This is a genomic window from Pseudomonas arcuscaelestis (assembly GCF_016881005.1).
Taxonomy (GTDB): domain Bacteria; phylum Pseudomonadota; class Gammaproteobacteria; order Pseudomonadales; family Pseudomonadaceae; genus Aquipseudomonas; species Aquipseudomonas arcuscaelestis.
This window is the reverse complement of record NZ_JACOPV010000020.1, coordinates 1-19,187: the sequence shown is the minus strand read 5'-3', so window position 1 is coordinate 19,187 and position 19,187 is coordinate 1. Positions and strand designations below refer to the sequence as shown.

The 19,187-nt window shown below is 59.1% G+C and carries 20 protein-coding genes; 6 read left to right on the top strand and 14 right to left on the bottom strand.

Annotated elements, in window-relative coordinates; all coding sequences use genetic code 11:
• Window positions 1-5: 5 nt before the first annotated feature.
• From hflC to H8F21_RS25505, 9 genes are all read right to left on the bottom strand, one after another.
• Window positions 6-875: a protease modulator HflC gene (gene hflC, locus H8F21_RS25545; protein ID WP_136478406.1), complete on the bottom strand. Its 870-nt coding sequence runs from the start codon at window positions 873-875 to the stop codon at window positions 6-8.
• Window positions 875-2,041, bottom strand: a complete 1,167-nt coding sequence (hflK, locus tag H8F21_RS25540; RefSeq protein WP_203478775.1) for an FtsH protease activity modulator HflK — start codon at window positions 2,039-2,041, stop codon at window positions 875-877. The genes hflC and hflK overlap by 1 nt, the downstream gene beginning before the upstream one ends.
• A gap of 96 nt (window positions 2,042-2,137) precedes the next feature.
• A complete protein-coding gene (hflX, locus tag H8F21_RS25535) occupies window positions 2,138-3,439 on the bottom strand; it encodes a ribosome rescue GTPase HflX (RefSeq protein ID WP_203478768.1) in 1,302 nt (433 codons plus the stop codon).
• 12 nt (window positions 3,440-3,451) lie between these two features.
• Window positions 3,452-3,712 (bottom strand): RNA chaperone Hfq, encoded by a 261-nt coding sequence (gene hfq / locus H8F21_RS25530; protein WP_136478409.1) that lies wholly within the window; start codon window positions 3,710-3,712, stop codon window positions 3,452-3,454.
• Between the two features lie 97 nt (window positions 3,713-3,809).
• The gene (gene miaA / locus H8F21_RS25525) at window positions 3,810-4,781 is read right to left on the bottom strand and encodes a tRNA (adenosine(37)-N6)-dimethylallyltransferase MiaA (RefSeq protein WP_203478762.1); all 972 of its coding nucleotides are present in this window, start codon (window positions 4,779-4,781) and stop codon (window positions 3,810-3,812) included.
• Between the two features lies 1 nt (window position 4,782).
• Window positions 4,783-6,693 (bottom strand): DNA mismatch repair endonuclease MutL, encoded by a 1,911-nt coding sequence (gene mutL / locus H8F21_RS25520; protein WP_203585610.1) that lies wholly within the window; start codon window positions 6,691-6,693, stop codon window positions 4,783-4,785.
• Window positions 6,690-8,114 carry an N-acetylmuramoyl-L-alanine amidase gene (locus tag H8F21_RS25515; protein ID WP_203585609.1) on the bottom strand — a complete coding sequence of 475 codons (1,425 nt, stop codon included), beginning with the start codon at window positions 8,112-8,114 and terminating at the stop codon, window positions 6,690-6,692. The genes mutL and H8F21_RS25515 overlap by 4 nt, the downstream gene beginning before the upstream one ends.
• Window positions 8,115-8,117: 3 nt before the next feature.
• Complete coding sequence (gene tsaE, locus H8F21_RS25510; protein WP_203542831.1) at window positions 8,118-8,588, bottom strand: tRNA (adenosine(37)-N6)-threonylcarbamoyltransferase complex ATPase subunit type 1 TsaE; 471 nt, start codon at window positions 8,586-8,588, stop codon at window positions 8,118-8,120.
• On the bottom strand, window positions 8,576-9,436 hold the full coding sequence (locus H8F21_RS25505; RefSeq protein ID WP_203478751.1) for an NAD(P)H-hydrate dehydratase: 861 nt from the start codon (window positions 9,434-9,436) through the stop codon (window positions 8,576-8,578). Before H8F21_RS25505 ends, tsaE begins: the two co-directional genes overlap by 13 nt.
• 63 nt (window positions 9,437-9,499) lie before the next feature.
• Here H8F21_RS25505 and queG point away from each other — a divergent pair, with 63 nt between their 5' ends.
• On the top strand, window positions 9,500-10,579 hold the full coding sequence (queG, locus tag H8F21_RS25500; RefSeq protein WP_203585608.1) for a tRNA epoxyqueuosine(34) reductase QueG: 1,080 nt from the start codon (window positions 9,500-9,502) through the stop codon (window positions 10,577-10,579).
• Window positions 10,580-10,602: 23 nt separating this feature from the next.
• Here queG and H8F21_RS25495 read toward each other — a convergent pair whose 3' ends face one another.
• Together H8F21_RS25495 and orn are read right to left on the bottom strand one after the other, a co-directional pair.
• Window positions 10,603-11,214 carry a trimeric intracellular cation channel family protein gene (locus H8F21_RS25495; protein ID WP_136478416.1) on the bottom strand — a complete coding sequence of 204 codons (612 nt, stop codon included), beginning with the start codon at window positions 11,212-11,214 and terminating at the stop codon, window positions 10,603-10,605.
• Between the two features lie 100 nt (window positions 11,215-11,314).
• Complete coding sequence (gene orn, locus H8F21_RS25490) at window positions 11,315-11,857, bottom strand: oligoribonuclease (protein ID WP_203478746.1); 543 nt, start codon at window positions 11,855-11,857, stop codon at window positions 11,315-11,317.
• Between the two features lie 91 nt (window positions 11,858-11,948).
• Between orn and rsgA the strand changes: the two genes are divergently transcribed.
• Together rsgA and H8F21_RS25480 are read left to right on the top strand one after the other, a co-directional pair.
• Window positions 11,949-12,980, top strand: a complete 1,032-nt coding sequence (gene rsgA / locus H8F21_RS25485; RefSeq protein WP_203478744.1) for a small ribosomal subunit biogenesis GTPase RsgA — start codon at window positions 11,949-11,951, stop codon at window positions 12,978-12,980.
• A 262-nt stretch (window positions 12,981-13,242) separates the two neighbouring features.
• Window positions 13,243-13,725, top strand: a complete 483-nt coding sequence (locus H8F21_RS25480) for a TIR domain-containing protein (RefSeq protein WP_203478742.1) — start codon at window positions 13,243-13,245, stop codon at window positions 13,723-13,725.
• 66 nt (window positions 13,726-13,791) lie between these two features.
• Here the strand turns inward: H8F21_RS25480 and motB are convergent, their stop codons facing one another.
• Entirely contained in the window at window positions 13,792-14,811 is a 1,020-nt protein-coding gene (gene motB / locus H8F21_RS25475) for a flagellar motor protein MotB (RefSeq protein ID WP_203585607.1), read from the bottom strand.
• Window positions 14,812-14,814: 3 nt separating this feature from the next.
• On the bottom strand, window positions 14,815-15,666 hold the full coding sequence (gene motA, locus H8F21_RS25470) for a flagellar motor stator protein MotA (protein WP_136478421.1): 852 nt from the start codon (window positions 15,664-15,666) through the stop codon (window positions 14,815-14,817).
• A gap of 130 nt (window positions 15,667-15,796) precedes the next feature.
• Here motA and H8F21_RS25465 point away from each other — a divergent pair, with 130 nt between their 5' ends.
• The 3 genes from H8F21_RS25465 to asd are packed head-to-tail and all read left to right on the top strand — an operon-like array spanning window position 15,797 to window position 19,067.
• On the top strand, window positions 15,797-17,332 hold the full coding sequence (locus tag H8F21_RS25465; protein ID WP_203478740.1) for an HDOD domain-containing protein: 1,536 nt from the start codon (window positions 15,797-15,799) through the stop codon (window positions 17,330-17,332).
• A gap of 46 nt (window positions 17,333-17,378) precedes the next feature.
• Window positions 17,379-18,188, top strand: coding sequence for a rhodanese-like domain-containing protein (locus tag H8F21_RS25460; RefSeq protein WP_203478739.1), 810 nt, complete (start codon window positions 17,379-17,381; stop codon window positions 18,186-18,188).
• 9 nt (window positions 18,189-18,197) lie between these two features.
• On the top strand, window positions 18,198-19,067 hold the full coding sequence (gene asd / locus H8F21_RS25455; RefSeq protein WP_203585606.1) for an archaetidylserine decarboxylase: 870 nt from the start codon (window positions 18,198-18,200) through the stop codon (window positions 19,065-19,067).
• Window positions 19,068-19,109: 42 nt separating this feature from the next.
• On the opposite strand, the gene H8F21_RS25450 is transcribed toward asd, so the two are convergent.
• On the bottom strand, window positions 19,110-19,187 hold a 78-nt coding region (locus H8F21_RS25450), incomplete at its 5' end, for an integrase core domain-containing protein (RefSeq protein WP_146146908.1).

Sequence of the window (19,187 nt, the reverse complement as noted above, 5' to 3'; positions counted from 1 at the left end):
AAAACTTACGGCTTGGCTTTGTCCATGAAGCGGAAGAACTCGTTGCTCGGATCGAGCACCAGTACATCGCTTTTGTTGGCAAAGCTTTCGCGGTAGGCCTTGAGACTACGGTAGAAAGCGTAGAAGTCCTGGTCCTGACCATAAGCCTTGGCGTAGATCGCCGCCGCCTGGGCATCACCATCACCACGGGCTTCTTCCGATTCCCGATAGGCTTCAGCCAGCAGTACACGGCGCTGACGGTCAGCGTCGGCACGAATACCTTCGGCCAACTCGTTACCCTTGGCGCGGTGCTCGCGGGCTTCACGCTCACGCTCGGTGCTCATACGTTCGAACACACTGCGGTTCACTTCTTTAGGCAGGTCGATGGCCTTGACGCGAACGTCGACCACTTCAATGCCCAGCTCCTTGCTGGCCATGCGGTTCAGCGATGCAGTGATGTCAGCCATCAATGCGTCACGCTCACCGGAAACCACTTCGTGCAGGGTGCGCTTACCAAACTGGTCACGCAGGCCGCTTTCCAGACGGCGCGACAGACGCTCATCGGCGATCTGCTTGAGGCCCGAAGTTGCCGTGTAGAAACGCTCGGCATCCTTGACCCGCCATTTGGCGTAAGCATCAACCATCACCGCTTTCTTTTCCAGGGTCAGGAAGCGCTGGGTTGGGGCATCCAGCGTCATCAGGCGGGCGTCGAACTTGCGCACCTGGTTGACGTAAGGCACCTTCACATGCAGGCCAGGCTGAACATCTGCCTGAACCACTCGACCAAATTGCAGCAGCACCGCACGCTCGGTCTGGGACACGATGTAGAAACTGTTCCAGGCCACGATTGCCAGCACCACGCCAACGATCAGGGCGATCAGCGATTTATTGCTCATCAGCGACTCTCCCTAGAACGCAACTGTGTTTGCTGCTGTTGCAGCTCCGCCGCCGCGCGATTGGCCGCGTCGTTTGCCGAAGCCGGGACGCTGACTGGAGCACTGCTGGTACGGCTGCCTTCAACCATCTTGTCCAACGGCAGGTAGAGCAGATTGCTCTGGCCATCCTTGCCGGAAACCAGGACCTTGCTGGTGTTGCTGTAGACTTCCTGCATGGTGTCCAGGTACAGGCGCTGACGGGTTACCTCAGGAGCCTTGCGGTATTCGGCAACCAGCTTGGTAAAGCGATCGGCCTCACCTTTGGCACGCGAAACGACTTCATCACGATAACCGTTGGCGTCCTCGATGATCCGCTGGGCCTGACCACGCGCTTCCGGCACAACGCCGTTGGCATAGGATTCAGCCTGGTTGCGGGCACGCTGCTCATCTTCACGGGCACGGATCACGTCGTCGAAGGCTTCCTGCACTTCACGCGGGGCTGCCGCGCTCTGCACGTTCACCTGGGTGACAGTGATACCGGTGCGGTAGATATCCAGGAAGCGTTGCAGACGCTCCTTGATGTCTACAGCCATTTGCTCACGACCTTCGGTCAGCACCTGGTCCATTGCGGTGGAGCCCACCACATGGCGCAGCGCACTGTCGGTTGCGTGCTGCAGGCTAACTTCAGGCTGATCGACGTTCAGCACGAAATCCTGCAGGTTGGTGATTTTGTACTGCACGGTCAGCGGTACTTCGACGATGTTTTCGTCTTCAGTGAGCATCTGCCCCTGCTTGGTATAGGCACGCTCTCGCGTGACGTTTTCCATGTACTTGCGATCGATCGGCGGGAAGTAGATGTTCAGGCCCGGCCCTACGGTTTCGTAGTATTTGCCGAAGCGCAGTACAACTGCTTGCTCCTGTTCGTCGACCACATACACGGCGCTGTACAGCCAGATAGCCGCCAGCACAGCCAGCCCGATGCCGAGCAGGCCGAAGCCACCGCCCTTGCCGATGCCGCTGTCTCCACCGCGTTTCTTGCCACTGCCGAACATGCCATTCAGGCTGTCCTGCAGTTTGCGGAAGGCCTCGTCGAGATCTGGCGGTCCTTTTTTGTCGCCGCCGCCACCGCGGCGCCCGCCCCAAGGATCCTGATTGTTCGAGTTGCCACCCGGCTCATTCCAAGCCATAGCGCTCTCCATCTGATAAAGCAAAGACGCACCCACGGCGCGCCGTCCAATGCTACAGAATGCCTGTCACGGCTGCCCGGCCGCGTCGCCGGGCTTTTATTGCAAAGTGTGTTGCTCAATAAAGTCCGCCGGCTCCAGGCCTTCACGACTGATCAGGCGATTGAACTCGACCCGAGACACCCGTACGGCCAGAAGACTGCTGCCTTCATCGTCATGCTCTTCGCCCTGCACTGCACCCAACTCAAAGAACTTCGCGCGCAATCGCGCAAAACGCTGCTCCAGGCGCAAGGTTCCGATAAACAGGTCATCCCCCAGCAACTCGGCGACTGCCTGCCCCACCAGTTCCAGGCCGCGTCCATCACGCGCCGAAACCCAGACTCGCTGCGGCTTGCCATCGGCATCACGCTGAATCTGCGGCTCGACGCCCTCAAGCAGGTCGAGTTTGTTATAGACCTCGAGGATCGGCAAGCCTTCTGCACCAATCTCCCCAAGAACCGCCATTACCTGCTCGATCTGTTCCATGCGATCAGGTTCATGGGCGTCAATCACGTGCAGCAGCAGATCAGAGTTGCTCGACTCTTCGAGCGTAGCCCGAAAAGCCTCGACCAGCTTATGCGGCAGGTGCCTGATAAAGCCCACCGTATCAGCCAACACGATCGGGCCTACGTCATCGAGCTCAAGCCGACGCAACGTGGGGTCGAGTGTGGCGAACAACTGGTCGGCCGCATAGACCTCGGATTGGGTCAGGGAGTTGAACAGGGTCGATTTGCCGGCGTTGGTATAGCCAACCAGCGAGACTGAAGGGATATCCGCCCGCTTGCGTCCCCGGCGAGCCTGCTCGCGCTGGCTGCGTACTTTCTCCAGACGCCCTTTGATCTGACGCAGGCGCACCCGCAACAGACGACGGTCGGTTTCCAGCTGGGTTTCACCCGGACCACGCAAACCGATACCACCTTTTTGCCGCTCAAGGTGCGTCCAGCCACGAACCAGCCGCGTGCTCATGTGCTCAAGCTGGGCCAATTCGACCTGAAGCTTACCTTCATGGGTACGCGCCCGCTGGGCAAAAATGTCGAGAATCAGACTGGTGCGATCAAGCACGCGACACTCGAAAGCGCGTTCGAGGTTACGTTCCTGACTGGGAGTGAGGGTGTGATTGAAAATCACCAAGTCTACCTGTTCGGCTTTGACCAGGTCGCGCAACTCTTCGACCTTGCCGCTGCCAATCAGGTATTTGGCGGTGGGCTGATGTCGCGCCACATTGGCGAACGCGACTATATCGGCCCCAGCCGACAACGCCAGTTCCCGAAACTCCTGCGGGTCTTCGCGCGCCTCAGGGTTCTGACCTTCCAAGTGAACGAGGACCGCCCGTTCACCACCACCGTGGCGCTCAAAGAACAAAGCAGACTCCTATCAGGCGTTACCTGGCTCAGAGTCGCCATGCTCGGATTCGGTTGCGCTTGGCAGACGAATCGGACGCACAGGAACTACTGTCGAGATAGCGTGTTTGTAAACCATCTGGCTGACGGTGTTTTTCAGCAGGATCACGAATTGGTCGAAGGATTCAATTGTGCCTTGCAGCTTGATGCCGTTAACCAAATAGATCGAAACCCCAACTTTTTCTTTTCTCAAAGTATTCAAGTAAGGGTCTTGTAGCGAATGCCCTTTTGACATATGCCGCACTCCTGTAAGGATCAATAGTAAAAAAATCAAAGAAAAACTGATGGCTCAAGCCGCCCCACCCCCAAGGATAGACGGCAATTGCAGGGACTCAGCTCAATATGGAGACCGACCCCAGGTATTTCAAGGTACGAGGCAGATTGTCGCAAGCCAGGCTGTCCAACCAATGCAGGTCAGCCCAACTACGCAACCAGGTGAACTGCCGCTTCGCCAATTGGCGAGTAGCAATTACGCCGCGCTCCTGCATTTCAACTGATGTTAACTTGCCATCAAGATGATCCCAGACCTGGCGATAACCAACCGCCCGTATAGACGGTAGTCCCGCATGCAAGTCACTTCTGGCTCGCAGCAATCGGACCTCGTCAACGAAGCCCTGTTCCAGCATTTGCCCAAATCGTAGCGCAATCCGCTCGTGCAACACGTGACGATCAGCAGGCGCAATAGCCAGGCTGGCGACAGTATAGGGCAAATGACCCGCAGCCGAAGGGCCTGCGGCGCTACTTTCCGCGGATTGACGTTGACGATGTTGTGTCATTGTCATGCCGCTGACCCGATAAACCTCCAGCGCACGAATCAAGCGCTGGGGATCGTTAGGGTGAATTCGCGCTGCAGATTCCGGATCAACTGCCGCCAACTGCTGATGCAACCCTTGCAATCCAAGGCGCGCGGCCTCTTCTTCAAGTTCGGCACGGACCTGCTGGTCGGCGGCGGGCATGTCGGCCAACCCTTCCAGCAGGGCCTTGTAATAGAGCATGGTACCGCCGACCAACAGCGGTATTTTGCCACGCGCAGTGATGTCGGCCATGGCCTCCAGCGCGTCACGACGAAAGTCGGCAGCCGAATAGCTTTCAGCCGGATCAAGGATGTCGATCAGTCGATGCGGGTGCGCCGCCAACACTTCCCTGGAAGGCTTGGCAGTACCAATATCCATGCCTCGATAGACTAACGCCGAGTCGACGCTGATCAGTTCGCAAGGCAGCACTTTGGTAAGCTCGATGGCCAGGTCGGTCTTGCCCGCCGCAGTCGGGCCCATGAGAAATATCGCCGGAGGTTTGCTACTCATTTTATCGACCGCGCAGGAACAGTTTGTCCAGATCGTCCAGGCCCATTTGGGTCCAGGTCGGTCGGCCATGGTTGCACTGGCCACTGCGCTCGGTATTTTCCATATCGCGCAGCAGGCCGTTCATTTCTGCTAAGGCCAAGCGCCGGTTGGCGCGAATGGCGCCGTGGCAGGCCATTGTGCCAAGCAGTTCGTTCAGGTGCGCCTGGATGCGGTCGCTGGTACCGTATTCCATCAAATCGGCCAGAACATCCTGGACCAGACGATTAGCTTCAGCCTGTTTGAGCAGAGCCGGAATCTGGCGGATGGCAAGGGTTTCCGGGCCCAGGCGCTGCAACTCGAAGCCCAGGCGCCGGAACCACTCGGCGTGCTCTTCTGCGCAATCGGCCTCACGCTGGCTTAGCGCCAGCGATTCCGGTACCAACAGCGGCTGGCCACTCAGCCCTTCGCTGGCCATGGCCACCTTGAGACGTTCGTACATGATGCGCTCGTGAGCGGCGTGCATGTCTACCAGCACCAGACCCACGGCGTTCTCGGCAAGAATATAAATTCCCTTTAGCTGAGCCAGGGCATAGCCCAGTGGCGGCACATCACCCTGGCTTTCCGGCAGCGCGGTCGGGGCTGCCTCGCCCAGTGGTGAAAAGAACTCACGATAGACACTCTGCGCCTCGGCAGCCGGCACAGCCTGGCCCGGACGCGGTGTGTACTGGTAACCGCCGCCGCCATTGCCATTGCCATTGCCATTGGCGGCGCCAAGGTTGCGCATGCCCGGTTCCGTCGCTGGTTGCTCGAGCAGATTTGCGGCAAGGCGCATCTCACCCTGGGGGCCGAACTCGCCAGCCTGGACGCCACTGGGTCGGACGATCTCGGTAGTCGCAGCAGGGGCGGCCAACTGATCTTCGGGTCGCACGTCGGCCAGGGCCCGGTGCAGGGTGCCATAAAGAAAGTCGTGGACCATGCGCCCATCACGGAAGCGTACTTCATGCTTGGTCGGGTGGACGTTGACGTCGACACCGGAGGGGTCGACCTCCAGGAACAGCACGAATGTCGGGTGTCGACCGTTGAACAGAACATCGCGATAAGCCTGGCGTACCGCATGAGCGACCAGTTTGTCGCGCACTGCCCGACCGTTGACGAAGAAGTATTGCAAGTCGGCCTGGCTGCGCGAGAAGGTCGGCAGTCCGACCCAGCCCCACAGGTGCAAACCGTTACGCTCAATTTCGATCGGCAAGGCCTGTTCGAGAAAACCCGGGCCGCAGATCGCCGCCACACGCCGGGCACGGGCGGTGTCGTCGAGGGCTTCATGCAGGCTGAGAATGGACTTGCCATTATGGCGCAGGTGGAAAGCTACGTCGAAACGCGCCAGCGCCAGACGCCGGATCACCTCCTGCAGATGATCGAACTCGGTCTTTTCGGTTTTCAGGAACTTGCGTCGAGCCGGGGTATTGAAGAACAAGTCACGCACCTCTACCGAGGTCCCCACCGGGTGCGCAGCTGGCTGCACCCGCGGTGCCATGTCGCGGCCTTCGGTTTCCACTTGCCAGGCCTGGTCAGCGTTCCGGGTGCGCGAAGTCAGGGTCAGGCGTGCGACCGAACTGATCGAGGCCAACGCTTCACCACGAAAGCCCAGGCTCATGACCCGCTCCAGGTCTTCCAGATCGCGGATCTTGCTGGTGGCGTGACGCGCCAACGCCAGTGGCAGGTCATCGGCCGCAATGCCGCGACCGTCGTCACGCACCCGCAACAACTTGACCCCGCCCTGTTCGACCTCCACGTCGATGCGTCGGGCGCCGGAGTCCAGGCTGTTTTCCAGTAATTCCTTGATCACCGACGCCGGCCGTTCGACAACCTCACCGGCGGCGATCTGGTTGGCCAGCCGCGGGCTGAGCAGCTCGATCCGTGCACTCTCGGTCATTGCTGGGACGCCAGGGCAGTAGTCGGAATATTCAGACTCTGGCCTACCTTCAGCTCATCGGTCTTGAGGTTGTTGGCCGAGCGCAGGCTGGCAACATTGACTTGATAACGAACCGCGATCATCGCCAACGTCTCACCCGGGCGCACGCTATGTTCACGTGGGCCCTGGGCGATCTTGCCGCTGTCACGCAGGAAGGCAATGTAAGTGCCTGGCGGCGGATTCTGCTGGAAGAATTGTCGAACACCGCTGTGAATCGAACGTGCCAGCGATTGCTGATGGCTCGCAGTGGCCAGCTTTGCCGCCTCGTTGGCGTTGGAGATGAAGCCGGTTTCCACCAGGATCGACGGGATATCAGGCGACTTGAGCACCATAAAGCCCGCTTGCTCTACCCGACGCTTGTGCAGCGGGGTTATCCGCCCCATGTTGCCCAGTACTTTCTGGCCAACGTTGAGGCTCGAGCTTAGCGATGCTGTCATCGACAGATCGAGCAGCACGCCTGCAAGCATGCGGTCCTTGTCATCGAGGCTGACGTTACCAGCACCACCAATCAGGTCGGAACGGTTTTCACTGTCCGCCAGCCAACGCGCAGTTTCAGAAGTGGCGCCGCGATCGGACAGGGCAAATACCGAAGCACCGAAGGCGGCCTTGGACGGTGCGGCGTCGGCGTGAATCGAGATAAACAGGTCGGCGCCCTTTTTGCGCGCAATCTCGGTACGTTTGCGCAGTGGAATGAAGTAATCGCCAGTACGCGTCAGCTCGGCACGGAAACCTTTCTCGCTGTTGATCTGGCGCTGCAACTCTTTGGCAATCGACAGCACGATATCTTTTTCATGCTGGCCTCTGGAGCCTGAAGCCCCCGGATCTTCACCGCCATGGCCAGCATCGATGGCAATAACGATGTCACGCTTACCACTGGGCACTGGGGTCAGTTTTATTGCCGGCTGCGCAGGCGTCACCGGCACTGCCGGAGTGGTGGCAACCGGAGGCGTTGGCGACGGCGAAACGGCATCGGCAGCCTGGTCGTATAGGTCCACTACCAAACGATTGCCATATTGGGCATTGGGCGCCAGGGTAAAGCTCTTGGGGGTGACCGACTTGCGCAGATCGATGACTACACGCAGGTCAGTAGGTGTGCGTTGGGCGGAGCGCACACTGGTGATCGGGGTGTTGGCGGTCGATGCCGTCAACGGCGCGGCCAGCGTCGCGCCATTAATGTCGATGACCAGGCGATCGGGGGCGGTCAGAGTAAATACACTGTGCTGAACGGGCCCCGAAAGGTCGAATACCAGCCGTGTGTTATCCGGCGCACGCCATAGACGCATACTTTTGACTTGCGTGGCGGCCAGAGCCTCAACGGTTACCGCCGTAAGCAGCAACCCTACGACTGCAACCAGTGCGCGAATGCGCATACCTATCCCCATTTTCTATTTGAATTCCAAGGCCAGAGCGGCACACCAGGCTTTGCCACGTGCCCCCTGTGGCGACAGGTCAAGCGAACGACCATTCGCTTGGTGGCTTATGGTAATGGTCAGGTCGGGCTTTGGCAAAACACCTGCCCCTTTTTGGGGCCATTCGAACAGGCACAAGGCATCATCTTCGAAATAATCGCGAATACCGAGGTACTCCAGTTCTTCGGGATCGACAAGGCGATAGAGATCGAAGTGAAAAGCGCGGACGTCGCCAATTTCATAGGGTTCAACCACGGTAAAGGTAGGGCTTTTAACTGCGCCCTGATGCCCCAGGCCACGAATAATCCCACGTGACAGGGTGGTTTTACCCGCACCCAGGTCCCCTTCAAGAAAAATTACGCCGTGACCTTTGGTCACCTCGGCAATACGCCCACCGAAACGGACCATAGCCTCTTCGTCGGCCAAAAACAGGGTTACACCTGACACGCTGAATGCTCCTCCAATAAATGACGAATTGCCGGAACCAGATCACTGGCCGCCAGCCCACGGCCTTGCGCACCCAATCGCTCGCCGGCACAGGCATGCAGCCACACGCCCAGGCAAGCGGCATCCCAACTGGACATGCCCTGAGCCAAAAGTGCGCCAAGTACACCGCTTAGCACATCCCCCAGCCCCGCTCCGGCCATCGCTGGATGCCCGCGGTCGCACAGGGCAAGCTGACCTGCAGGGTCGGCTATCAGGGTGCCTGCGCCCTTGAGCACACATACGACCGCATATTTGCGCGCCAGTTTGCGCGCCGCACCTGGGCGATCTGCCTGCACGGCCTCAGTGGAAATCCCCAGGAGCCGCGCCGCCTCTCCGGGATGCGGAGTAATAATCGAGCCCGACGCCAACGCCAGTGGTGCTCTGGCAAGCAAGTTCAAGGCATCGGCGTCCCACACCTGGGGGCTGCCGGCGCTGTTCACCGCTGATAGTAAACTACGACCCCAGGCTGCCTGACCGAGCCCAGGCCCGACCACCAACACCGAAGCGCGCTCAATTATTCCCATCAACTGATTGGCCGAATGCACCCCCAGGCACATCACCTCTGGGAGCCGCGCCAGCGCTGCCGGCACCTGTTCGCTGCGCGTCGCCAGGGAAACCAGCCCGGCACCACAGCGCAATGCAGCCTCGGCACTGAGCAGCACAGCCCCTCCGGTACCGCGATCACCGCCAACGACCAGCACATGACCGAAGTCACCTTTTTGCGCAGCAAGCTGGCGTGGCGCCAGTGGTGCGAGAACCACACGGGTGAGGATCAGGGGCTGGTTTGCAGGATGTTTGGTCTGAGGCATGGGTCAAAGGCTCCGATGTCTGGCAGAATTATACGCACCTGAGTCTGCCTTGCCTTATTTCCCATGTCTTCTGTCATCCCCGATCTTCCAGCGCTGGCCCAATCAATCAAGGATTGGGGCAAAGAACTCGGCTTTGCCCATGTCGGCATCGCCGGGGTGGATCTGGCTGAGCATGAACAACACCTGGAACGCTGGCTGGAAGCAGGCTATCACGGTGAAATGGACTACATGGGTGCTCACGGCAGCAAACGCGCGCATCCCGATCATTTGGTCCCGGGCACCCTGCGCGTGGTTTCGCTGCGCATGGATTACCTGCCCGGTGACACGCGCATGGCCCAGCAACTGGCCAATCCGGAAAAAGCCTACATCTCTCGCTATGCCCTAGGTCGCGACTACCACAAGCTGATCCGCAAGCGTGTCCAGCACCTGGCCGAGCGTATCCAGAAAGAAATCGGCCCGTTCGGCTTTCGTGCCTTCGTCGACAGCGCCCCCGTGCTGGAAAAAGCCATTGCCGAGCAAGCGGGCCTGGGCTGGATCGGCAAGAACACTCTGCTGCTCAACCGCAAGGCGGGTAGCTACTTCTTTCTTAGCGAACTGTTTGTCGATCTGCCGCTGCCGGTAGATCCCCCGCAAGCCAGTGAACACTGCGGGCGCTGCAGTGCGTGCCTGGACATCTGCCCCACCAACGCCTTCGTCGGCCCTTACCTACTCGACGCCAGGCGTTGCATCTCGTACCTGACCATCGAGCTGAAAAACGCCATCCCCGAGGAGTTGCGCGCGCTGATAGGCAACCGCGTGTTCGGTTGCGACGACTGCCAGATTGTCTGCCCATGGAACCGCTTTGCCCGCCCCACCGGCGAGACCGACTTCAAGCCCCGGCACAACCTCGACAGCGCCGACCTGGCCGAGCTGTTCATGTGGGACGAAAAAACCTTCCTCGATAGCACCGAAGGCTCGCCACTGCGCCGCGCCGGGTATGAGCGCTGGCTACGCAACCTGGCCGTAGGCCTTGGTAACGCCCCGTCGACCATCCAGGTGCTGGAGGCGCTGAAGGCACGCCAGCACTACCCTTCGGAACTGGTACGCGAACACGTCGAGTGGGCCCTGAATCAACACACTAATAAAGCCGCCCCCAACAGCTGAAGCTGTAGCTTGAGTTGATGACTTCAGTGTTCATCGTTGTAGTGGAACTTGGGCATTTCCCAGTGAAAGCGAATCGCCAACAAACGCAGCAACAGACCACCGAACAAGGTCAGCAGAATGGCTTGCTCGCCAGGCATGTTGAAATGCACGCACCCCAGGTAAAACCAGGCCGCGGCGAAAGAAACACTCGCATACAGTTCGCGCCGGAAGATCAGCGGAATATCGTTACAGAAAATATCTCGCAGGATCCCGCCGAACACACCGGTGATCACGCCGCTGATCGATGCAACCAGCATGCCCTGCCCCATCTCCAATGCCGTCATGCAACCAATCAGGGTGAAGGCGACCAGGCCCAAGGCATCGAGCACCAGAAACAATGAACGCAAATGGCGCATCAGCGGCGCGATAAAGATGGTCATCAGTGCAGCGAAACTGGTCAACACCAGGTATTCCGGATGTTTGACCCAGGTCAGCGGGTAGTGCCCCAACAACACATCGCGCACCGAGCCACCACCCAACGCGGTAACGCAGGCGATCAGCACCACACCAAACCAGTCCATGCCGCGTCGTCCGGCAGACAGCGCGCCAGTCATGGCTTCAGCAGTGATTGCAATGAGGTAGAGCATCAACAACATGGCGCAGATCCGTGCAATGGGGCGCGCAGTCTAACCAGTTGCCTCAGGCACCAACAGGGGGCGCCGCACGGATTGTCTGTACAACCGTGCGGCAACGCGATCAGAACTTGATGAAATGCTCGCGGTAGTGACGAAGTTCGTTGATTGATTCACGAATGTCGTCCAGCGCCAGGTGGGTACCACCTTTTTTGAAACTGTCGCGCACTTGCGGGGCCCAGCGTGCGGCCAGCTCCTTAAGTGTAGATACGTCGAGATTGCGATAGTGGAAGTAGTTTTCCAGGCCACGCATGTGACGGTAGAGGAAGCGGCGATCCTGGCAGATGCTGTTGCCACAGATCGGCGACTTGCCCTTGGGCACCCAGTGCTCGAGGAAGGCGATGGTCTGGGCCTCAGCCTCGGCCATGCTGACCTTGCTGTCCTTGACTCGCTGAGTCAGGCCGGAGCCGCCGTGGGTGCGAGTGTTCCACTCGTCCATGCGCGCCAGTACCTCGTCACTGTGATGAATGGCAATCACCGGACCTTCGGCCAACGTGTTGAGCTCGCTGTCGGTTACGATGGTAGCCATTTCAATAATGACATCGTGGTCTGGGTCCAGACCGGTCATTTCCAGGTCGATCCAGATCAGGTTCTGTGGATTCTGCATGATTCTGCTCCTCGGTAGGTGCGCAGTTTAGCCTAGTGGAGCGTGCTAAACTCCACGCCGTTTAATAATGCTTGCCGAACACGGAACCTTCATGGCCAAACGCCAGCTCAATCGCCGCCAGAACTGGCGGATCGAAAAAATCCAGGGTGAACGCGCTGCCCGCGCCGCCAAACGCGAACAACTGACCCTGCAGGAGCTCGAAGGCGGCGACCTGGGCCCGGAACAACTCGGTCTGGTGATCGCTCACTTTGGCGTGCAGGTCGAGGTCGAGGCACACGACGGCGAAAGCGCTGGCCAGGTATTCCGCTGCCACTTGCGCGCCAATCTGCCAGCACTGGTTACCGGTGACCGGGTTGTATGGCGGGCAGGCAACCAGGGCATCGGCGTAATCGTCGCGCAAATGCCACGCAATACCGAGCTGTGTCGCCCAGACAGTCGCGGCCAGCTCAAACCTGTGGCAGCCAACGTCGACCTGATCGTGATTGTCTTCGCCCCAGCGCCGGAGCCGCACGCCAATTTGATCGACCGCTACCTGGTCGCCGCCGAGCATGCCGGCATTCACCCTCTGCTGTTGCTGAACAAAGCCGACCTGATTGACGAGCAGAACGCCCCAGCGCTCAACGCTTTACTTGCGGTATACAGGCAGTTGGGCTACCCGCTACTGGAAGTATCGGCCCATCATGGCGATGGAATGCAGCAATTGCAGGCTCGCCTGGATGGCCATATCAGCGTCTTTGTCGGGCAGTCCGGGGTTGGCAAGTCTTCGCTGGTCAACAGCTTGCTGCCTGAAGTGCAGACCCGGGTTGGCGACCTGTCGGAGTGGTCCGGGCAAGGCACGCACACCACCACTACCGCACGGTTGTACCACTTCCCGGGTGGTGGCGAGTTGATCGACTCGCCGGGTATTCGCGAGTTTGGCCTGGGCCATGTCAGCCGCGCCGATGTCGAAGCGGGCTTCATCGAGTTCAATGACCTGCTCGGCACCTGCCGTTTTCGCGACTGCAAACATGATCGTGAACCGGGCTGCGCGTTGCTCAAAGCACTGGACGACGGCCGTGTGCAGCAGCAGCGGATGAACAGCTACCGTTCGATCATCGCCAGCTTGCCGCAAGACAGCTATTGAATGAACCGGTGAGGCTCGCAAGGAGCCTCGCCGCATCCAATGTAGGACTCACCTGCAGGAAAATTTACCAAACAACGTAGGGCCATTCTTTATCGTTGGTCATACCTTGTCGCGGCAAAATCTTTCATTGATTGTCAGCTTTCAGGTTCGCTTTCACCGGGTGACCCAACTCCATGCTTTGAGCTTGAGAGGAAACGACAATGATAATTCCAACCTTCACTACCACCGCCCACACCACCTGCGTACCAGGAGGGCAACACTGATGCCTGTCGTTATCAGCTATCGCCACCAGGAACGCCTTGATGCCTTCATCATCAATGAACGCTTGAAGCTTGAAGGCATTGCCACTCAACTAGATCTCTACGACGGCGAAACCGGCATGACTGCCGATGACGTCAGCGGTCAGGTCTGCAGCAACATCAGTGGCTGTACTCACCTGATCAGCGTCCTCTCCCCAGAAACCACCGACTGTTGGTGGGTACCTTTCCAGCTAGGCGCTGCCACGCTCGGCAATCGGCGAATAGCCCTGTACCAATGCGCGCACTGCGTGCTGCCTGGATTCCTGGAGAAGTGGCCAATCATGAGCCGGCGCGAGCACATTGATCTGTTCGTGCTCGCCTACCACGACGAGCAAACGTTCCATCGCTCCATTTGTACTGAAGGTTCTAACGCCGAGGCCACCAATCGACTGAATGCCGGCTTCTTCCACGCCGATCTCAAGGCCAAGATCCGCCGTGGCTTTTGACCTTCGCCAGAAAGCACAACGCCCGTGAACATCGCTGTTGACGGGCGTTGCAGGCAGAGCCTGGAATTACTCCTTGCTCTCGTCCATCTTCAATACGCCATCTTCGAAGATGTTCAGCTTCTGACGCAATTCACGGGGCTGCATGGGCTCGGCAGCAGGCGCAGGGGCTGGCGAGGCCGGATTGGGTGCCGGGGCGTCGCCACTGGGCGTAGCACCCTCTGGCGCAGCGGGCTGCGGTTGCTCGCCCTCGAGGGTGCGCTGGGCCTTTTTGGTCAGCACGATAATATCGATACGCCGATTGACCGGATTGAGCGGGTTGGCTCGATCAAACAACGAAGACGAGGCATAACCAACCACGCGGGCAACCTGAGTGTCCGGATAACCTCCCGCAACCAGTGCACGACGCGCTGCGTTGGCACGGTTGGCCGACAGCTCCCAGTTGCCGAAGTCTCCAGTGCCGGCATACGGCTTGGCATCAGTATGGCCACTGATACTGATCTTGTTCGGTACAGCCTTGATGGTGTCGGCCATCGCCAGGAGGATGTCTTCGAAATACGGCTGCAAGCGGGCACTACCGAGGTCGAACATCGGTCTGTTTTCAGCATCCATGATCTGGATACGCAGGCCATCCTGGGTAATTTCGAACAGAATCTGGTCCTTGAACTTCTGCAGCTCCGGGTTCTCGTCGACCTTGTTCTGCAGCTCCTGCAAAAGCAGTTCGAGGCGTTCACGCTCAACCTGCTCGGCCATACTCTCGACCTTGTCCTGATCCAGCTGAATACTGGTGTCCGGCGTCGGTTCGGATTTGACTTCAGGGTTGATGGTCTTTTCCGGAGCAAGCTCGGGCGAACCGCCCAGGTCAATAATGTAGGGCGTACCGCTTTCAGAAAAACCGATGGGGTCTTTGAAGTACCCGGCAATGGCGATTTTCTGTTCCGGCGTGGCAGTGGACATCAACCAGAGCACCAGGAAGAGCGCCATCATCGCCGTAGCAAAGTCGGCGAAGGCGATCTTCCAGGCACCACCGTGGTGGCCGTCGCCGAAGCGCTTTACACGCTTGACGATAATGGGCTGATTGTTCTCCATGACCTAGCGTCCGCGAACTGCTTGTTCCAGCTCGGCGAAACTTGGACGATGGGCCGGAAACAGCACCTTGCGCCCGAATTCCACTGCCAGAGACGGCGGCATGCCGGACGCCGAAGCCACCAGCGAAGCCTTGATGGCTTCATAGACGTTGAGTTCTTCACGGGCGTCCTGGCGCAGCGCAGTGGCCAGCGGGCCGAAGAAACCGTAGGCCGCGAGAATACCGAAAAAGGTACCTACCAGCGCCGCACCCACGTGCAGGCCGATGGCCTGCTGATCGCCATCACCCAGGGAGGCCATGGTCACCACAATACCCAATACGGCAGCTACGATACCGAAGCCTGGCATGCCATCGGCGATTCCGGTAACGGCATGGGACGGGTGCTCAAGCTCTTCCTTCATGCTCAGCAGTTCCATGTCGAACAAGCCTTCGAGCTCATGGGGAGCCATATTGCCGGTGGACATGATGCGCAGGTAGTCGCAGATGAAAGCGGTCATACGCTCATCGCCCAGCACCGCCGGGTATTTGGCAAAGATCGGGCTGGAGGCGGCATCTTCGATATCGGCTTCGATCGCCATCATCCCTTCGCGCCGACTTTTGTTGAGGATCTCGTAGACCAGCCCGAGCACCTCGACATAAAACGTGTGGGTAAAGCGTGTGCCGAACATTTTCAGCGACTTTTTGATTACATGCATGGTCATGTAACCGGGGTTCGCCTGCAGGAACGCACCAAAGGCTGCGCCACCGATGATCAAAACCTCGAAAGGCTGAATCAGCGCCGCAATTTTGCCATGAGACAGAACATATCCGCCGAGCACACTCGCGAATACGACGATGATGCCGATAATTTTAGCCATAGATTGAAAGCACTTACTGTCGTGGTCGGGGTCGTGGACGGAGGTTAAAAAAACTCTTCTTCTACTTATCGGCAGATCTGCGCCAGACTATAGTCAGTCAAGGCGAAAAGCCAGTTCGGCCCCTTCCAGCATGCCTATTGAAGCCAACGTGCCAGATCAAACACCGAAAACAATCGCTGCCTGGGTCAAGCTACTAGATAGCGTTCGACTGCCCATTCCCAACACCAGCTATGAGCGGGTCAAAGCCGCAATCGCCGATAGCCGTCGCTCTCTACGCGATATCGCCGAGTTGATGCAAGATAGCCCTGCCTTGGTGCTTGGGGTCATGCGCGAGGCCAATCATCATACCAATACAAGCATCGGTGAGCCTGCCGAGAGCCTGGAAATCGCCCTGAATCGCCTGGGCCTGACGCGCACAGCAGAGCTGCTCGAGCGCCTGCCAGTCCTCGCTGAAAGCGAGATTGCGCCGACCTTGCGCCAGTTGCAGATGGTCAGCCAACACGCCAGCCAGCAGGCCAATGGCCTGTTTGCCAGCCGCCTGGCCCGCCTCTGGCAGGAAATCCACTGGGGCAGCCTGTTGTTTCTTTCGCCCCTATGGCCATTGGCACTGACCTTCCCCACGCTTCTCGAAGACTGGGAATTGCGCGTCGTGCACAAGGGTGAATCGGCACAAAAGGTCGAAATGGAGTTGTTTGGCGTCCGCGTGCTGAGCCTGTGCAAGGCACTGGCCGAACATTGGCGACTTCCAGACTGGGTCACCCGCGGCTATCAGTTGCTGCAAGATGAGCGCCGCTTGCTGGCTCAGGCCCTGCACATTGCCCGCGACCAAAACAGTCTGCGCCAGCAGCGACGCCTGGACGAGCGTCCGAACGTGCGGCGCTGGTTCAACCAACCCGCTAACACTGTGCTGCTGGCCAATGGGTTGGCGCTGGCTGCGCAAGTGGGTTGGACCAACCCTCACGTCCGACGCTGGCAGTTGCTTACCAGCCTGTACTTGCAGACATCACTGGACGAGGTACAACAACTGGTGCACCAACAGGCAGCCACCAGCGCCCGTCACCATGCCTGCCATGGCCTGTTCCACCCAGCCGAGGCCTTGCTCTGGCCCTGGAATCAGCGCCGTCTGCACCCCGGCCAGATCGCTCCGCCGCCACCCTCGGCCCAGGCCCTGGGTACCTGGCGCAAACTGTGCGCCGAGTTACTCGTCGAGCCTAGCCCGTTCAGCAATGCCATACACCTGACCACCGTGGCCCGTGATGCCCTGGTAGCCTGTGGCATGCAACGGGTGATGCTGTTGATGACCGACAAGACGGCTACTCAGTTACGCGCCCATCAAACAGCCGGGATTGCGATACAAGCCGCCAGCCTGGTTGTGTCGATCGAACAGAGCAAGTTGCTTCAGCGCCTGATGAGCTCATCCGCGCAGTTACGCCTGACGCCGGAAAATAATGTGCAGTTTTCTGCCCTGTTGCCGCCTCGCCTGCGTACGTTGTTCCGTAGCGAACACGTGCTGCTGCGCTCCCTGTCGAGCAATGGCCGGGTAGTCATGCTGCTGATTGCCGACCAGGGTGGAAAACCGATGGCCGATGTCAGCGTGCAAGCCTTTGGCAAAACTGCGCAATGTATCGAACGAGCCCTGACTGCCTTCAGCAACCGCAGCGCCTGACCCATGCGTTACAATCGCCCCCTCTGATCCGCCCTGGAGACTCTGGATGACTGACTTTTCTGGCTTGCCCCTGGTAATCGAGCCGGCTGACCTGCAAGCCCGGCTTGATGTACCAGAGTTGATCCTGGTAGATCTGACCAGCATCAACCGCTACAACAGCGGGCATATTCCAGGCGCTCGCTTTGTCGACCCAAAGCGCACCCAACTGGGCCAGCCCCCTGCACCGGGGCTGTTACCGGCCAAAGCCGATCTGGAAAAGCTGTTTTCCGAACTCGGCCATAACGCCAATGCGGTCTATGTGGTGTATGACGACGAAGGCGGTGGCTGGGCTGGACGCTTTATCTGGCTGCTCGATGTCATCGGCCACAAGCGCTATCACTACCTCAACGGCGGTGCTCAAGCGTGGCCTGCGAGCACCTTGAGCACTGAAGTACCGGCCCATGCTGGCGCTACCGTCAGCCTGACGCTGCACGAAGAACCCACTGCCACCCGTGAATACCTGCAAAGCCGCATCGGTGCCGCCGACCTGGCGATCTGGGATGCACGCAGCGCCGCCGAATACCGTGGCGAGAAAGTGCTAGCTGCCAAAGGCGGGCACATTCCCGGCGCCGTCAACTTCGAGTGGACTGCCGGCATGGACATGAACGATGCCTTGCGCATCCGCAAGGACATGCCCGAGATTCTCGAGCAACTGGGCATCAGTAAAGACAAGGAAGTGGTTACCCACTGCCAGACTCATCACCGCTCCGGCTTTACCTACCTGGTAGCCAAGCATCTGGGCTACCCTCGGGTCAAAGCCTATGCCGGATCCTGGGGCGAATGGGGCAACCACCCCGATACCCCTGTAGAAGTTTAAGGAAACCTAATGAAATCCCGCTTGTTCATCATCAGTCAGTACCTGCTGCCCCACCACTTACTGTCGCGCCTGGCTGGTTGCATTGCCGAATGCCGCGTGCGCTGGTTCAAGAACACCTTCACCAACTGGTTCGCCAAACGCTACCAGGTGGATATGTCCCAGGCCCTGGTCGAAGACCTCAGCGCCTACGAGCACTTCAACGCCTTCTTCACCCGTGCGCTGAAACCTGGCGCTCGTCCACTCGACGAAACCCCAGGCGCAATTCTCTGCCCAGCCGATGGCGCAGTCAGCCAGCTCGGGCCTATTGAGCACGGTCGCATCTTCCAGGCCAAAGGCCACAGTTTCAGCGCACTCGAGCTGCTCGGCGGTGATCCGGCCAACGCGGCACCGTTCATGGGCGGTGAGTTCGCCACTATCTACCTGTCGCCAAAGGACTACCACCGTGTGCATATGCCACTGGCCGGTACCCTGCGCGAAATGATCTATGTGCCGGGTCGTCTGTTCTCGGTCAACCAGACCACCGCTGAAAACGTTCCGGAGCTGTTTGCCCGCAACGAACGCGTCGTGTGCCTGTTCGATACCGAACGCGGCCCGATGGCTGTGGTGCTGGTCGGAGCGATGATCGTGGCCTCGATTGAAACTGTCTGGGCCGGCCTGGTGACGCCCCCCAAACGTGAGCTCAAGACCTTCCGTTACGACGAAGCCAGCCGCGCCCCGATTCATTTGGAAAAAGGCGCGGAACTGGGTCGCTTCAAGCTGGGTTCGACTGCTGTGGTCCTGTTTGGCCCAGAGCAGGTTAAATGGGCTGAAGAACTCGGCGCAGGCTCAAGTGTGAGCATGGGGCAACGCCTGGCACTACCTGCCGAAGCCTGTGTCTAGTCCTGAAGTAGGTTTACACCTTTTCAGGTAGGCCACCAGGCCTCAAAACGCCCGATGCACCGCATCGGGCGTTTTGTTTTTCAGGGCCATATGGGGCCGCTCTGTGTTGTAGATCTGCAC

Excerpts from the sequence above, each read along its gene's own strand:
- rsgA (WP_203478744.1), top strand. The coding sequence starts at position 11,949 with ATGGCCAAACGCCAGCTCAATCGCCGCCAGAACTGGCGGATCGAAAAA.
- H8F21_RS25495 (WP_136478416.1), bottom strand. The coding sequence starts at position 11,214 with ATGTTGTTGATGCTCTACCTCATTGCAATCACTGCTGAAGCCATGACT.
- hfq (WP_136478409.1), bottom strand. The coding sequence starts at position 3,712 with ATGTCAAAAGGGCATTCGCTACAAGACCCTTACTTGAATACTTTGAGA.
- mutL (WP_203585610.1), bottom strand. The coding sequence starts at position 6,693 with ATGACCGAGAGTGCACGGATCGAGCTGCTCAGCCCGCGGCTGGCCAAC.
- H8F21_RS25460 (WP_203478739.1), top strand. The coding sequence starts at position 17,379 with ATGACTGACTTTTCTGGCTTGCCCCTGGTAATCGAGCCGGCTGACCTG.
- queG (WP_203585608.1), top strand. The coding sequence starts at position 9,500 with ATGTCTTCTGTCATCCCCGATCTTCCAGCGCTGGCCCAATCAATCAAG.
- asd (WP_203585606.1), top strand. The coding sequence starts at position 18,198 with ATGAAATCCCGCTTGTTCATCATCAGTCAGTACCTGCTGCCCCACCAC.
- motB (WP_203585607.1), bottom strand. The coding sequence starts at position 14,811 with ATGGAGAACAATCAGCCCATTATCGTCAAGCGTGTAAAGCGCTTCGGC.
- H8F21_RS25465 (WP_203478740.1), top strand. The coding sequence starts at position 15,797 with ATGCCTATTGAAGCCAACGTGCCAGATCAAACACCGAAAACAATCGCT.
- motA (WP_136478421.1), bottom strand. The coding sequence starts at position 15,666 with ATGGCTAAAATTATCGGCATCATCGTCGTATTCGCGAGTGTGCTCGGC.
- H8F21_RS25515 (WP_203585609.1), bottom strand. The coding sequence starts at position 8,114 with ATGGGGATAGGTATGCGCATTCGCGCACTGGTTGCAGTCGTAGGGTTG.
- miaA (WP_203478762.1), bottom strand. The coding sequence starts at position 4,781 with ATGAGTAGCAAACCTCCGGCGATATTTCTCATGGGCCCGACTGCGGCG.
- orn (WP_203478746.1), bottom strand. The coding sequence starts at position 11,857 with ATGCAGAATCCACAGAACCTGATCTGGATCGACCTGGAAATGACCGGT.
- hflC (WP_136478406.1), bottom strand. The coding sequence starts at position 875 with ATGAGCAATAAATCGCTGATCGCCCTGATCGTTGGCGTGGTGCTGGCA.
- H8F21_RS25505 (WP_203478751.1), bottom strand. The coding sequence starts at position 9,436 with ATGCCTCAGACCAAACATCCTGCAAACCAGCCCCTGATCCTCACCCGT.
- H8F21_RS25480 (WP_203478742.1), top strand. The coding sequence starts at position 13,243 with ATGCCTGTCGTTATCAGCTATCGCCACCAGGAACGCCTTGATGCCTTC.
- hflK (WP_203478775.1), bottom strand. The coding sequence starts at position 2,041 with ATGGCTTGGAATGAGCCGGGTGGCAACTCGAACAATCAGGATCCTTGG.